This is a genomic window from Komagataeibacter ossonobensis (assembly GCF_057359305.1).
In genome coordinates this window covers 45549-59304 of the sequence record NZ_JBXAYQ010000007.1, presented here as the reverse complement: position 1 = coordinate 59304, position 13756 = coordinate 45549, and the positions used below count along the sequence as shown (strand labels likewise).

The 13756-nt window shown below is 59.9% G+C and carries 12 protein-coding genes and 1 tRNA gene; 9 read left to right on the top strand and 4 right to left on the bottom strand.

Annotated features, from left to right (window positions below):
- Positions 1-18: 18 nt before the first annotated feature.
- From AC1RQ9_RS07065 to AC1RQ9_RS07045, 5 genes are all read left to right on the top strand, one after another.
- Positions 19-486, top strand: a complete 468-nt coding sequence (locus tag AC1RQ9_RS07065) for a RidA family protein (RefSeq protein WP_019086492.1) — start codon at positions 19-21, stop codon at positions 484-486.
- A gap of 78 nt (positions 487-564) precedes the next feature.
- Complete coding sequence (locus AC1RQ9_RS07060; RefSeq protein ID WP_485986158.1) at positions 565-1719, top strand: GNAT family N-acetyltransferase; 1155 nt, start codon at positions 565-567, stop codon at positions 1717-1719.
- A 106-nt stretch (positions 1720-1825) separates the two neighbouring features.
- On the top strand, positions 1826-2812 hold the full coding sequence (locus AC1RQ9_RS07055; protein WP_193733397.1) for a zinc-dependent alcohol dehydrogenase family protein: 987 nt from the start codon (positions 1826-1828) through the stop codon (positions 2810-2812).
- 318 nt (positions 2813-3130) lie between these two features.
- On the top strand, positions 3131-4906 hold the full coding sequence (locus AC1RQ9_RS07050; RefSeq protein WP_485986157.1) for a DEAD/DEAH box helicase: 1776 nt from the start codon (positions 3131-3133) through the stop codon (positions 4904-4906).
- Between the two features lie 96 nt (positions 4907-5002).
- The gene (locus tag AC1RQ9_RS07045; RefSeq protein WP_485986156.1) at positions 5003-5758 is read left to right on the top strand and encodes a hypothetical protein; all 756 of its coding nucleotides are present in this window, start codon (positions 5003-5005) and stop codon (positions 5756-5758) included.
- A gap of 92 nt (positions 5759-5850) precedes the next feature.
- On the opposite strand, the gene AC1RQ9_RS07040 is transcribed toward AC1RQ9_RS07045, so the two are convergent.
- Positions 5851-6318, bottom strand: coding sequence for a hypothetical protein (locus tag AC1RQ9_RS07040; protein WP_485986199.1), 468 nt, complete (start codon positions 6316-6318; stop codon positions 5851-5853).
- A 309-nt stretch (positions 6319-6627) separates the two neighbouring features.
- Between AC1RQ9_RS07040 and AC1RQ9_RS07035 the strand changes: the two genes are divergently transcribed.
- The 4 genes from AC1RQ9_RS07035 to AC1RQ9_RS07020 all read left to right on the top strand — a co-directional run bounded on the left by AC1RQ9_RS07035 (position 6628) and on the right by AC1RQ9_RS07020 (position 9641).
- The gene (locus AC1RQ9_RS07035; protein ID WP_193733393.1) at positions 6628-6846 is read left to right on the top strand and encodes a hypothetical protein; all 219 of its coding nucleotides are present in this window, start codon (positions 6628-6630) and stop codon (positions 6844-6846) included.
- Complete coding sequence (locus AC1RQ9_RS07030) at positions 6843-7514, top strand: helix-turn-helix transcriptional regulator (protein WP_485986155.1); 672 nt, start codon at positions 6843-6845, stop codon at positions 7512-7514. Before AC1RQ9_RS07035 ends, AC1RQ9_RS07030 begins: the two co-directional genes overlap by 4 nt.
- A gap of 84 nt (positions 7515-7598) precedes the next feature.
- Positions 7599-9404: a translation elongation factor 4 gene (gene lepA, locus AC1RQ9_RS07025; protein ID WP_485986154.1), complete on the top strand. Its 1806-nt coding sequence runs from the start codon at positions 7599-7601 to the stop codon at positions 9402-9404.
- Between the two features lie 146 nt (positions 9405-9550).
- Positions 9551-9641: transfer RNA gene (locus tag AC1RQ9_RS07020), tRNA-Ser, on the top strand.
- 693 nt (positions 9642-10334) lie between these two features.
- On the opposite strand, the gene AC1RQ9_RS07015 is transcribed toward AC1RQ9_RS07020, so the two are convergent.
- Genes AC1RQ9_RS07015 through AC1RQ9_RS07005 form a run of 3 tightly spaced genes read right to left on the bottom strand, consistent with a single transcriptional unit; the run spans position 10335 to position 13140 of the window.
- Positions 10335-10607, bottom strand: a complete 273-nt coding sequence (locus tag AC1RQ9_RS07015; protein ID WP_485986153.1) for a hypothetical protein — start codon at positions 10605-10607, stop codon at positions 10335-10337.
- Positions 10607-12019, bottom strand: a complete 1413-nt coding sequence (locus AC1RQ9_RS07010; RefSeq protein ID WP_485986152.1) for an MBOAT family O-acyltransferase — start codon at positions 12017-12019, stop codon at positions 10607-10609. The genes AC1RQ9_RS07015 and AC1RQ9_RS07010 overlap by 1 nt, the downstream gene beginning before the upstream one ends.
- On the bottom strand, positions 12019-13140 hold the full coding sequence (locus tag AC1RQ9_RS07005; protein WP_485986151.1) for a GDSL-type esterase/lipase family protein: 1122 nt from the start codon (positions 13138-13140) through the stop codon (positions 12019-12021). Before AC1RQ9_RS07005 ends, AC1RQ9_RS07010 begins: the two co-directional genes overlap by 1 nt.
- Positions 13141-13756 lie beyond the last annotated feature (616 nt).

Here is a 13756-nt window from a genome sequence, read left to right as displayed (position 1 = left end):
ATGACAGAGGATGACCCGATGCCCGACACCACTCCCGAACAGCGTCTAAAGCAGCTTGGCATTGTCCTGCCCACCCCGGCCGCGCCGGTGGCGAATTACGTCGCGGCCGTCATCAGCGGCTCCTCGCTGGTGGTATCGGGACAGCTGCCGCTGGTCGATGGCAAGCTGCTGACCACGGGCAAGCTGGGTGACAGCGTTGCCGTGGAACTGGCGGTCGAGGCCGCACGCTACAGCATGGTCAACGTGATCGCGCAGGTGAAGGCCGCGATTGGCGACCTGTCGCGCGTGAAGCGCGTTGTCCGTCTGGGCGGCTTCATTGCCTGCACGCCGGACTTCACGCAGCATGCCGCCGTCATGAATGGCGCATCCGACCTGGCGGTGGCTGTATTTGGTGACGCGGGCCGTCATGCGCGCTCCACCGTGGGCGTGCCGTCGCTGCCACTCGATTCGGCGGTTGAAGTGGAAGGCCTGTTCGAAATAGGCTGAGGCAAAGCCCCACCACAGAAAAAGGGAGCCTGTCATGACCCCAACGCCCCACGCGGTTTTTCCACTGGCGCGCCCGTCATGACCGGCACCACCATGATCCTGCACCGCAGGATTGCCGAAATCCCGCCCCATGAATGGGATGACTGCGCGGGTGATGACAACCCGTTTGTCAGCCATGCCTTCCTGTCCGCGCTGGAGGATAGCGGGTCCACCGGGCCACAGACCGGCTGGATGCCCCAGCACCTTGCCCTGCGCGATGACACCGGCCGCCTGCTGGCGGCAGCCCCCCTGTATGCCAAGGGCCATTCCTACGGCGAATACGTGTTCGACCAGCAATGGGCGCAGGCCTTCATGCAGGCGGGCGGGCAGTACTATCCCAAATTGCAGGTGGCGGTCCCGTTCTCCCCCGTGCCGGGGCCGCGCCTACTGGTGCACCGGGACGCGCCGGATGCCGATGTGCTGCGCCAGCTTGCAGGCCGCGCGCTGCGGCAGGCCTGTGGGGAACTGGACCTGTCATCGGTCCATGTCACGTTCTGCACGCAGCATGAATATGACCTGCTGGGGCAGACCGGCTGGCTGCAGCGCCTTGGGGTGCAGTACCACTGGGACAACTGCGATTACACCAGTTTCGATGATTTTCTGGACACCCTCGCCTCACGCAAGCGCAAGGCCATCCGCCGCGAACGGCGTGACGCCAATGCCTGCGGCCTGACCTTCCATACCTATCGCGGCAGCGAGATCACCGACGCGCTGTGGCATGACTTCCATCAGTTCTACCTATCCACCGTGGACCGCAAATGGGGCAGTGCCTATCTGCAGCCCGGTTTTTTCCCACTGCTATCACAACGGCTGGGGGATCGGGTGGTGCTTATGGTTGCAAAACGCGACGGCGTGCCGGTGGCGGGCGCGCTCAACCTCATGGGGCGTGATACGCTGTATGGCCGCAACTGGGGACGGCTGGAGGGGGACTGGCCCTTCCTGCATTTCGAGCTGTGCTATTACCGCGCCATCGACTTCGCCATTGCCCACGGGCTGAAACGGGTGGAGGCGGGCGCGCAGGGCGAACACAAGCTGCAACGCGGCTATCGCCCCTGCCGGACCCATTCCGTCCACTGGATCAGCCATCCCGGCCTGCGTGAGGCCGTGGCGGAGTTCCTGCATCATGAACGCGCCGCCATCATGGCGGAACTGCCCGCACTGGACGCCATGACCCCCTACCGCGCCGGGTCGTGATCGGCATGATGATACATGTCATGCCGTGCGGGCACCCGGACATGGTAGCGTAGCATGATGACTGGCGGCCCGCAGGCCGCAGCCTGACAGCCAAGGAGCGGACCCCATGTACGCAATGCGACTGCTTGCCCCCCATACCCCCCTGCAATGGACCGAACTGCCCGATCCCACGCCGGGACCGGGACAGATCCGCGTCAAGGTGGGGGCCTGTGGCGTATGCCGCACCGACCTGCATGTGGTGGATGCCGACCTGCCCTTTCCCGGCCATCCGCTGACGCCGGGACACGAAATCGTGGGCCGGATCGACGCGATCGGCCCAAATGTGGAAGGGCTGCACATGGGCCAGCGCGTGGGCATCCCGTGGCTGGGCCATACCTGCGGCTGCTGCCATTACTGCGAAACGGACCACGAAAACCTGTGTGACCACCCGCTGTTCACCGGCTACACGCGCGATGGCGGCTATGCCACCATGGCGGTGGCGGATGCGCATTTCACCTTTCCCCTGCCCGATGGCGATGACGACGTGGCGACTGCCCCGCTGCTGTGCGCGGGGCTGATCGGCTGGCGGTCTCTGGTCATGGCGGGCAAGGAGGCGCGCAGCATCGGGCTGTACGGTTTCGGGGCGGCGGCCCACATCATAGCCCAGGTGGCGGTGTGGCAGGGACGGTCGGTCTATGCCTTCACCCGTCCCGGAGACACGAAAACGCAGGACTTCGCCCGCTCGCTGGGCTGCGTCTGGGCTGGCGGGTCGGATGAAGCGCCACCCGAACAGCTGGACGCCACCATTATCTTCGCCCCCGTGGGCGCGCTGGTGCCCGCGGCGCTGAAAGCCGTGCACAAGGCGGGGCGCGTGGTCTGCGCGGGCATCCACATGAGTGAAATCCCGGCCTTTTCCTATGACCTGCTGTGGGAGGAACGCCAGATCGTCTCGGTCGCGAACCTCACAAGGCAGGACGGCATCGACTTCCTTGAACTGGTGCCCCGCGTGGGCATACGCACCACGACCACCCCGTACCCGCTGAAAGAGGCGAACAGGGCGCTGGATGACCTGCGCCATGGCCGCTTTGAAGGGGCCGCAGTCCTGGTGCCCTGACCATGCCTGGCCCAGGGTGGGGATGACGGCCACAGGTGCGTATGCTACTGATGTCATGACTGCCTGCATGTCCTGACCCGCCTTACGGCAACCGCCGAAAGGGCACGGCCCTCCATGCAGGTGGAAAATGCCCCCGATCCCCACCGGAAGGGTATTCACGACCGCTGCAAAAATGCCCCGGCCATTATTAATTCTGGCTTTTGGGGCAATCATTCTTTATGCACCGGCCTTCTCCCTGACGCATGAACACGGGCCGGCGGCCAGTTTCCTTCCTGCGTCGCCCATGTTCTTCATGTTTTTGTCCGGATTGCCCGATACATGCCGTTTCCCGAAACCCACCCCGCCCTGCAACGCGCGCTGGACGAGCGTGGGTACGATAACCCCACCCCCGTCCAGACAGCCGTGCTGGATGTCGCCGCCGAAGGGCGCGACCTGCTTGTTTCCGCCCAGACCGGGTCGGGCAAGACCGTCGCCTTCGGGCTGGCCATGGCCGATACCCTGCTGGGTGGGGCCGAACGTTTTGGCCCGGCGGGTCCGCCGCTGGCCGTCATCATCGCGCCGACACGCGAACTGGCCATGCAGGTCACGCGTGAACTGACGTGGCTGTATGCGCCCGCGGGCGGGCGCATCGTATCGTGCATTGGCGGCATGGACGCGCGGCGTGAAGCGCGTGCGCTGCAGATGGGCGCGCATATCGTAGTCGGCACGCCGGGACGGCTGTGCGATCACCAGTCGCGTGGACGTCTGGACATGTCCCAGCTGCGCGTGGTCGTGCTGGATGAAGCGGACGAGATGCTTGACCTCGGCTTCCGTGACGAACTTGAGCAGCTTCTTGACGCCATGCCCAAGACACGGCGCACGCTGCTGTTCTCGGCCACCATCGCCAAGGAAATCGCGTCGCTTGCACGCCGTTACCAGAACGACGCCGTGCGCATCGATACCCTGTCGGGCGCCAAGCAGCACGCCGATATCGAATACCGCGCCATCGTGGCCGATGCGCGCGAACTGATCCCCGCCGTGGTCAACGTGCTGCGCTATACCGACAGCCAGACCACCATGGTGTTCTGCGCCACGCGTGAAATGGTGCGCCACATGCAGGCGGCACTGGTCGAACGCGGCTTTTCTTCCGTCGCCCTGTCGGGTGAACTGGGCCAGAACGAACGGACGCGCGCCATCGACAGCCTGCGCAAGGGCCAGGCCAATGTGTGTGTCGCAACCGACGTGGCCGCCCGTGGCATCGACATCCCGGCACTGGCGCTGGTGATCCACGCGACCCTGCCGACCGATCCGGCCACTCTGCTGCACCGTTCGGGCCGTACGGGCCGCGCGGGGCGCAAGGGCGTGTGCGTGCTGATGGTGCCCATGTCGCAGCGCCGCCGTGCCGAACGCCTGATGCAGGGGGCCAAGATCACGGCCACATGGTCCGGCGTGCCGACGGCGGCCGATATCCGCGCCAATGATGCCAAGCGCCTGCTGGCCGATCCCGCCCTGAACGAGGACGTGGCCGAAGCGGACAAGGAACTGGTTGGCCAGCTGGTTGAAGGCCGCACCAGTGAACAGCTTGCCGCTGCCCTGCTGCAGATGTACCGCGCCCGCCTGCCCGCGCCGGAAAACGTGCGCCACATCACGCCCGATGCCCCGCGCCCCCCGCGTGAGCGTAGTGAGCGTAGTGAGCGTGACGGTCCCCGCCCCACCCGTGACAGCTACGCCAGCGCCGAACCGGGCGCATGGTTCGCCATGAATGTGGGCCGGCAGGAAAAGGCTGATCCCAAGTGGCTGATCCCGCTGATCTGTCGCCTTGGCGGCGTGCGCAAGGCGGAGATCGGTGCGATCCGCATCAACGATAACCAGACCCTGTTCGAGATCACCCCGGATTCGACCGAGAAATTCCGTTCGTGCATTGCCGCGATCGAGAATGACGAAGTGCAGATCACACCCGCCAGCGCACCGGCTGGCGGTGGCGCGCGCCGCAGTGGGCCGCCGCCGCGTGGCGGGCGTCCGTTCGGGCGCAAGCCCGGTGGTGGCCGCCCAGGTGGCGGGTTTGGCGGGCCGCCGCGCGGTGGCGCGTCCTCACGCAAGCGTCCGCGTTCGTAAACGCGGCACGCCCCTGCCCAGACACGCTGTGTTTCCTTCATGCCCGGTTCAGCCGGGCATGTCTGTTTTCATGACCCTGACAGGAAGGGGCCTGCCGTGCTCACCTCCCGCCATGCCAGCCTGTGCCTGTTCAGTCTTCTGGCGCTGCTGACCGCAGTCCCGGCCCATGCGGATTCCGATACCGCATTGGGCCATGAACTGGCTGCCGCCACCGGACATTACGCACCGGATACCCACCTGTTTGAAAAAGGGCCGCTGGCCACCATCGTGAAACAGGAACTGGGGGCACGGTACGGCAGCTTCATACAGAACATGGAAGTCGCCGGCCCGCTGGAGGCCGCGGGCGATACCCTGTTCATCACGGGAAACCGGCGGCATGAAGGCGGCAGCAGCATAGCCTGGCTGCTGGTTGACCGGGCGGGACGCAACATGACGGTTGGTATCCTGAACCCCGGCACGCTGGCACTTTACACAACCGGGCCTGTCGCGCTGACCAAGCCCGCCGATGTGCGAACCCTGATTGAAAACCTTGATACCGTCCCGCCGCTGTGTAACAGGCCACAGGACCTGTCACCGGGCGGGCGGCTGGACTGGCAGGGCATGCTGGAACCGGGGGGAACATGCGTCTATCGCATCGGCCTGCAACAGGGAGAGCGGGTGACGGCGCGGCTGGATACACCCGATAACGGGCTGGAAATGCGGGTGATCGACCCCCATCCGGACCATGCCGGAACCATGCAGTCATGGACCGTACCGCACGATGACCTCTACCTTGTCGAGGTTGCCCCACGGCTTGATGTCACGGTGCGGAAGAGACACGCCTTCCATTTGCGCATCAGCACCTCCCCCTGACAAAAAAGGTCCGTCCCCTTATGGGAACGGACCCTGAAAAAATCTGGCCGGTCGACATGGACTTTGCCGATTAAACCATATTTTTCAATACTTTAATTGTTATTTCCACCGCCCAGGAAATTATTGACACTGGAATTGGTCTGGCTTTTCAGATCATCCCAGCGCTGGCGTTCCGCGCTGCCAGCGTCGCGCAGGTTGTCCAGGCGGTTTTTCGGAGCATTGCGAATCGCATCCAGACGGTCGCGGCCATTCTGGATCTTGTCGTCAACGCGGCTGCGCGCATCCTCCAGCTTCTGCTTTTCGGCATCACGGGCGTTATCCCAGCGGCCAACCGTGTTGTCATGCAGGCTATTCACCCTGTTGTCGTAATCCTGCTTGAGGTTCTGCTGACGGTCCCGCAGGCGGCTATCGGCGCAGTTACCCGCCTGCGCCGCACGGCCCAGCAGGTCCCACTTGGGGGTATCCTGGCCATTGTCGCAATCAGACGCCATGGCCCCCACAGATCCCCCGACAGTTGCACCAGCCAGGGACAGGGCAAGAAGATATTTATGGAATTTCATCACCAGAACCTTGGAACAATTGTTTTCTACATGAACTTTACAAAAGTCATAGACCATATCTTGGTCAGGAATATGACAGTGCACCAGCTTCATACCTGAATATAGTAATCAATTCGCCAATGCCTAGCGCATGGAACACATGTCACCCTTCGTACTGGCGCAGGCAAGGCCGCCACGCATGGTGGACATGCCGTAATAATGCCACTATGTGACACGGACAAGCGCACGCGCCCATGCCTGAACCCCCGGTCATGGTCCGTCGTGAAAAGGTGGCGGTGCGCATACCTGTTCCTTGGCGGTCCCTGTCCCATGTGGAATGAACCTTATCTTGAAACATGCTGCCGTTCGGCCCTGCACCGCCTGAAACTGAGCGGCCATGCCGGCCGCCCGGCCAACGTGCCCGATGCACCCTGCCTGAAGCGGCTCAGCCATATGGGGCTGGCGTGCAGCGCAGGGAATGACCGCTTCACCCTGACCGGGGCGGGCCATGCGCGCCACCGGACCGAAATACTGAAATTACCCACATGATCAGCCATGACGATATCTGGCGCGCCATCGACCGGCTGGCCGCCGAACGGGGGCTGACCCCTTCCGGCCTCGCGCGGGCGGCGGGACTGGACAGCACGACCTTCAATCCCTCCAAACGGATCACGCCATCGGGCCGTCCCCGCTGGCCCGGCACGGAAAGTCTGGCGCGCACGCTGTCGGCCACCGGCATTTCGTTTGAAGGGTTCAGTCGCCTGCTGTCAGGTCACCATGACCCCGAAGTGTCGAGCAAGGCCCATCATTCCCACCTCAAGATCGCCCCCTTCTCGCAGCTTGCCCACCCCGAACTGTTTGACGAAACCGGACTACCTGATGGGGAACGGTGGGAAAAATGGGAATTCCACGGCATGGCCGACCACCATTCCTATGCCGTGCATGTGGATTGCGACACCATGGAACCGATCTTTCGCAAGGGCGGCACGCTGGTCATTTCCCCTACCGCCGCGATCCGGGTCAATGACCGTGTCCTGCTTCATACCCCGCAGGGCACGTCATGCTGCGGGCTGGTGGACGAACGCTGGCACGACGCGCCCGTGACCGCCCCGCTGCATGAACTGGTGCGCATAAAGGGACTGGCCGCGATCGAGGGGGAGGAAATCATCCTTGATGGCGCAACCCGCATCCACCGCATCACGATGGCCTGCATGTAACATTGTATGCGGAAGGTGATATTTTCCGTGTTATCGTGACAGGTAGCGGCTGACTTTCTTCCCGATTTACACTATGTCTCGGCCATGACCGACACGCCCCTCTCCCTGATCCGCAATTTCTCGATCATCGCGCATATCGACCATGGGAAATCCACCCTGGCCGACCGCCTGATCCAGGCCTGCGGCGCGCTGACACAGCGGGAAATGACCAACCAGGTTCTGGATAACATGGATCTGGAACGTGAACGTGGCATCACCATCAAGGCGCAGACCGTGCGCCTGTCCTACCCGGCCGAAGATGGCAAGACCTATGTCCTGAACCTTATGGACACGCCGGGCCATGTGGACTTTGCGTATGAGGTCAGCCGGTCGCTTGCCGCGTGCGAGGGGTCGCTGCTGGTGGTCGATGCGTCACAGGGTGTGGAAGCGCAGACGCTGGCCAATGTGTATCAGGCCATCGACGCCAATCATGAAATCGTGCCGGTCCTGAACAAGGTCGACCTGCCTGCCGCCGACTGCCCCCGCGTGAAGGAACAGATCGAGGAAGTGGTGGGCATTGACGCCGAGGATGCCGTCGAGGTCTCGGCCAAGACCGGCCTGAATATCGAGGCCGTTCTGGAAGCGCTGGTCAAGCGCCTGCCGCCGCCCACCGGCGATGCCGGGGCCCCGCTCAAGGCGCTGCTGGTTGATAGCTGGTATGACCCGTACCTGGGCGTCATCACGCTGGTGCGCGTGAAGGAAGGGCGGCTCAAGCGCGGCATGCGCATCCGCATGATGTCCACCGGCGTGGTCCACCAGGTGGATCAGGTGGGTGTGTTCGCCCCGCGCATGACCAACGTGGACGAACTGGGCCCGGGTGAGATCGGCTATATCAACGCCGCCATCAAGACCGTGGCCGACACCAACGTGGGCGACACCATTACCGATGACCGTCGCCCCGCCGATGCACCACTGGCAGGTTTCAAGCCCTCCATTCCCGTGGTGTGGTGCGGCATGTACCCCATCGTGGCCGATGATTTTGAAAAGCTGCGTGACAGCCTGGCCAAGCTGCGGCTGAATGACGCATCGTTCCACTACGAGGCCGAGACGTCCGCCGCCCTTGGCTTCGGCTTCCGCTGCGGGTTCCTTGGCCTTCTGCACCTTGAGATCATCCAGGAACGCCTCAGCCGCGAATTCGACCTTGACCTGATCGCGACAGCCCCTTCGGTCGTCTATAAAATGCAGCTGACCAATGGCGAGACGGCGGAACTGCACAATCCCGCCGACATGCCCGACCTGTCGCTGATCGAGAAGATCGAGGAACCGTGGATCAAGGCCACCATCATGGTGCCCGACGAATACCTTGGTGCGGTGCTGACCCTGTGCAGCGAACGGCGCGGCGTGCAGGAAGACCTGACCTATGTCGGCAACCGCGCCATGGCGGTCTATCGCCTGCCGCTGAACGAGGTCGTGTTCGACTTCTACGACCGTCTGAAATCGGTCACGCGTGGTTATGCCAGCTTCGATTACCAGATGGACGGGTATGAGGAGAGCGATCTCGTGCGCATTTCCATCCTGGTCAATCAGGAGCCGGTGGATGCCCTGTCATTTATCGCCCACCGTTCGGCCGCTGAAACGCGCGGGCGTTCCATCTGCGCCAAGCTGAAGGAACTGATCCCCCGCCAACTGTTCAAGATTGCGGTACAGGCCGCGATCGGCAGCCGGATCATTGCGCGTGAGACCATTGGCGCCATGTCCAAGGACGTGACGGCGAAATGTTATGGCGGCGACATCTCGCGCAAGCGCAAGCTGCTGGAGAAGCAGAAAGAAGGCAAAAAGCGCATGCGCCAGTTTGGCAAGGTCGAAATCCCGCAGAGCGCCTTCCTCGCCGCGCTGAAGATGGACCAGTAATCCCCCGTCCCGGCCTGTCACATCATAATTGTGGCAGGCCGTGCGGACATGGCGTTTTCTACTTGCGCCAATGAAAATTGGTGATATGTTCCGCACGCATCGGACCCCGCCATTCCGACAGGATGGCATACAGTCCGGTACCGGCTGGAGAGATGGCCGAGCGGCTTAAGGCGCACGCTTGGAAAGCGTGTGTACGTTAATAGCGTACCGTGGGTTCGAATCCCACTCTCTCCGCCATATCCTGTTTTCCAGTATGAAATCAGTTAATTAGCTACGCCCGGCGGCGCAGTTCCGCATGGTGTAGTTACGTGTGCAGCGTTACATATCGTAGGGCATGAATGACGTGCATGATATGTCTGGACAATGTGCCTTCATGCGTAGCGTGAAAGCCGTCAGGACATGGACAGAACTGACCCTGCCCAAATCAGACACAGGGCGTAGGCGGTCAGGATACCGCACACAACCGGCCTGAACATGATCGATTTAGGCATACATCGACCCCTGCATGATGTTCCGCAGGCTTCACACAGCGATACCCTGCCTGCGTCCTGTGGCCCCTGCCAGCATCAAGAACATCAGTAAGGATAAAGCATACTGCTTGTCCCCAGGACCTGACTGCTTGCGATCATCACGTAACCGGGTGGTTGCCTATTCGACCAGCGAACCGGCGGCAATCGTTGTATTGGCCGCGCCAGCGTCTCATGCCACCGACCCGCAAGGATTTTGAAGACGGTTTTAAAAGTCAGATACAGACATATCCTGAAATCATAAGAAAGTTTTTGCTGAAGCTTTTTCCAAAAAGCTTCGAAAGACGTCACCTTTTTAAAACAAGAGGGCACCCAAAAAGTTTTACTTTTAATTAATAATAAAAACAGTATTTAATAATTTATATCATTAATTTTTTATTTAAAATATAAAAATACATATCCATTACTGGTCGGGCGCAGGAGCAAAGCGATAACTTTCGATCTGGCGCTCCGAATTACGGACCATATCGTATGGTGTGGTCATCTTCAGGCGATCAGCGATGGTATTCCACCGTGCCGCCGCAGATTGCAGCGTTGACTGGTACGGCATGGTTACCGGCAACTGCTCGGTCCAGGCAAGGATGGGACCAGATCCGAAAATTATACCGCTTGCGGCTGCGACCAGCACGATGGTGAGCAGACGACGCGTAGGGGATGGGAAAGAAGAATGGGCCATCAGAACTGAAAATATATGAAGGGAGCGACACCGCTTGGTCCTGCGGCATCAATCATTAACACACAGATACCGAACGCAAGGGCCAGCGCCCAGTCCGGCGCACGCTGCACCACGGGAAACGCTGCAATACGTTCAGGCATGTTCCTGGACACAAAATGCAGACCGATACCAATAGCGATCAGGCCAAGCGTAAAGGGCGTGACCTGTGCAAAACTTCCTAGTTTCAGGGGTGTTATGGACTGCAGGTAAAACCAGACGCTTTGCATATCTTCCGCGTGGAAAAACAGCCATGTCAGACAGACAAAGTGAAATGTCAGCAGCACGGCCATGATGCGGAAAATGCCCCGGCTATTTTCCAGACGCTCGGAAAAAGGGCGTTCCAGCACCAGGCCACCGCCATGCAACGCGCCCCACATGACAAATTTCACGGCGGCACCGTGCCACAGGCCGCCCAGAAGCATGGTAATCAGAAGATTGGCGGATGTACGCGCCCCACCACGATGACTACCGCCAAGCGGTATGTAGAGATAGTCACGCAGCCAGAACGATAGCGTCATATGCCACCGCCGCCAGAAATCGCGCAGGGACGCACTCCGGTAAGGCTGGTTGAAGTTTTGCGGAAATTCGAAACCCAGCAGCGCAGCCAGACCTATGGCAATGTCCGTATAACCAGAAAAATCACAGAATATCTGAACGGCAAATCCATAAAGGGCGAATACCAGATCCAGCGTGGAAAAACTGGCAGGATCAGCAAAAACCGGGTCAACAAGCTGCGTTCCCAGATAACTTGCCAATATAACTTTCTTGAAAAGTCCCCCTGTAATCATCAACAGGGCTGTTGCCATGAGGGGAGGATTGCTTGATGGCCGCTCCAGCTGCGGCAGGAATTTGGAAGAACGTACAATCGGTCCGGCCACAAGCTGCGGAAAAAAGGACATATACAGCATCATGTCCGTAAAACGACGGCACCGCGTGACTTTACCACGATACACATCAACAATGTAGCTGATGCCATGAAAGGTAAAAAATGAAATGGCGACGGGCAGAAGGATTTCAATAAGCGGAACAGGTTCCCCCCATCCGATATCACGTGTCGCCTTATTCAGGGATGTCGCAAAGAAATCGTAATATTTGAAAAACGCCAGAACCAGCAACTGAACAGCTATACCGCCGCCAACCATCCATTTACGTAAACGCGGATTGTCTTCTTCTGGCAAAAACAGGCCAACCGAATAACTGACAGTCGTGCTGAACAGCAGGAGAAAGCAGAAATGCCAGTTCCAGCATGCATAAAAGACGTAGCTTGCAGCAACCAGAAAGATCTTCTTGATTTCCCACAGCCCACCAATCAATGCGAGAATGACAGCAACGGCAATAAAGAATAAGGCAAAGTCAAGCGTTGGAAAAAGCATTATTTTTTATGTTTCAGTGACGTCCACAGCTTATAACCATTCATCAAGTCATCGTATAATGACGTGGCGGTCTGTTGATAGCCCGCTTTCAGAAGATGAACATGGTCCTTCGCGGCGATTGGCGGGTTGCGGTTACCCCAGACAAGAATGGTGCATCGTCCATCCGGGTGGGCTGTATCCGCCATGGCCTGCCGCCAGTCCCACTGCATCCAGTGGTTGCGCCGGGCGACGTCAGTCTGGGCCTGCCGGACGGTATTGAGGGCGGCCGGTGAGGCAAAGCCCCTGCCCGTGGACACCAGCCTGTCACATGACCGGGTGAAAGGGGGCAGTCGTTCCTGGCGTACGCCATCGGGCGGCATGACAACCACAAGCCCCGCCATGGGCGCCGCATTATGCAGCGTCTGTATGATCTGCTCGTATCGTGCCGAATATGTATCGAAATTTGTTGAAGTATTGAAACCTTCGTTGGTGCCAAAGGCAATAATCAGAAGGCGCGGGTTCAGACGCCGCATTTCTTCCGATAGTATTTTAGGATCGACCCGGCTCAGGATTTCTATGGTGGAACCTGTAATACCCAGATTGGAATATAATATTCCCGGCGCGGGCCTTGCCTGGCTTCCTTTCGCCACTTCCCAGCCCAGGACATCCACCGGACCATCACCCATGGCGGAGACCGTGACGGCGTGCGTATCAGCCGTGGTGGGCATCCGCAGCCACATGGAATCAGAATCCTGCGATGACGCGGTTGAAACAACCGTACGCCCGCCATCATCCGTCTGTATGACAAGCTGACCGCCACCCGGCTGGCTGAGGAACTCCACCATGCCACGTCCGGCACCCCCCGCTTCATCCGGGGTAATGGTCATGCTGGCGGACGCATCCGCATGCTGCCTGACCAGACTGATACCCCACGGGCCTGTCGCTGTTTTGCTGAACGCACTGACAGGCGTCCATCCTGTAGAAGAAACCGTAACCTGTGCAGGGTGGTAATAGCGGAATGGAATGCCAGGCTGTAGAAAGCCCCTGCCGGCATTCTGGAAATCCTTTTGCAGCAGGGTGCGCATCTGGTCGCTGAAAGCATCGTTGGCGGTATGGCTGTCCCCAATCTGCAGTACGGTCACAGGTTCGGTCGCCTGGCCACCCTGCAATGAATCCAGCGCTTTATAAAAAGGTACTACAGAAGCATAACGGCCGATTTTTTCATGGTCTGGTACCGGGTCACGCGCTGCTGCACACCCCATTAACAGCATTGCACAAAACAGCGGCAACGAGCAGTTACGAAGCAGGCGAGTGCTCAGGCTACGGCGAGAGAATGACACTGAGTTCCCAGTAAAAATTTTTTAATGCCTGCTTCTACCATGCAACACGATATCTGTAACCAGATATTTTCAGTATGTGACAGGCTCTGACCCTGTCCGCTTCTATGTTTCTGCGCGCCGGGCACGGTTCAATAGAAGATATGACATGGGGAATGATGCTGAAGAATGACCATGTAGAGGCAGGCCACGCCCCTTCACGCACACGACATGACAGTCCGGAAACCGCGGACCGAAGTCATGCGTTCATATGACAGGACATGGTAAAAAACAGCAAAGCATTCCCACCCGACCGAGGCATGACCACCAGATTTCCACAATAAGGTACCATACTGCCGGAGCGCGAAACCGATTGGTGAGGCACCCGGTCGCCCTGATGCGGGTATGACATGATGGAACGGGTCCGGATACATTGCGTGAC

What these genes read in the sequence shown, in the direction of transcription:
- AC1RQ9_RS07065 (WP_019086492.1), top strand. Translation starts at nt 19, where the DNA reads ATGCCCGACACCACTCCCGAACAGCGTCTAAAGCAGCTTGGCATTGTC.
- AC1RQ9_RS07060 (WP_485986158.1), top strand. Translation starts at nt 565, where the DNA reads ATGACCGGCACCACCATGATCCTGCACCGCAGGATTGCCGAAATCCCG.
- AC1RQ9_RS07055 (WP_193733397.1), top strand. Translation starts at nt 1,826, where the DNA reads ATGTACGCAATGCGACTGCTTGCCCCCCATACCCCCCTGCAATGGACC.
- AC1RQ9_RS07050 (WP_485986157.1), top strand. Translation starts at nt 3,131, where the DNA reads ATGCCGTTTCCCGAAACCCACCCCGCCCTGCAACGCGCGCTGGACGAG.
- AC1RQ9_RS07040 (WP_485986199.1), bottom strand. Translation starts at nt 6,318, where the DNA reads ATGAAATTCCATAAATATCTTCTTGCCCTGTCCCTGGCTGGTGCAACT.
- AC1RQ9_RS07035 (WP_193733393.1), top strand. Translation starts at nt 6,628, where the DNA reads ATGTGGAATGAACCTTATCTTGAAACATGCTGCCGTTCGGCCCTGCAC.
- AC1RQ9_RS07030 (WP_485986155.1), top strand. Translation starts at nt 6,843, where the DNA reads ATGATCAGCCATGACGATATCTGGCGCGCCATCGACCGGCTGGCCGCC.
- lepA (WP_485986154.1), top strand. Translation starts at nt 7,599, where the DNA reads ATGACCGACACGCCCCTCTCCCTGATCCGCAATTTCTCGATCATCGCG.
- AC1RQ9_RS07015 (WP_485986153.1), bottom strand. Translation starts at nt 10,607, where the DNA reads ATGGCCCATTCTTCTTTCCCATCCCCTACGCGTCGTCTGCTCACCATC.
- AC1RQ9_RS07010 (WP_485986152.1), bottom strand. Translation starts at nt 12,019, where the DNA reads ATGCTTTTTCCAACGCTTGACTTTGCCTTATTCTTTATTGCCGTTGCT.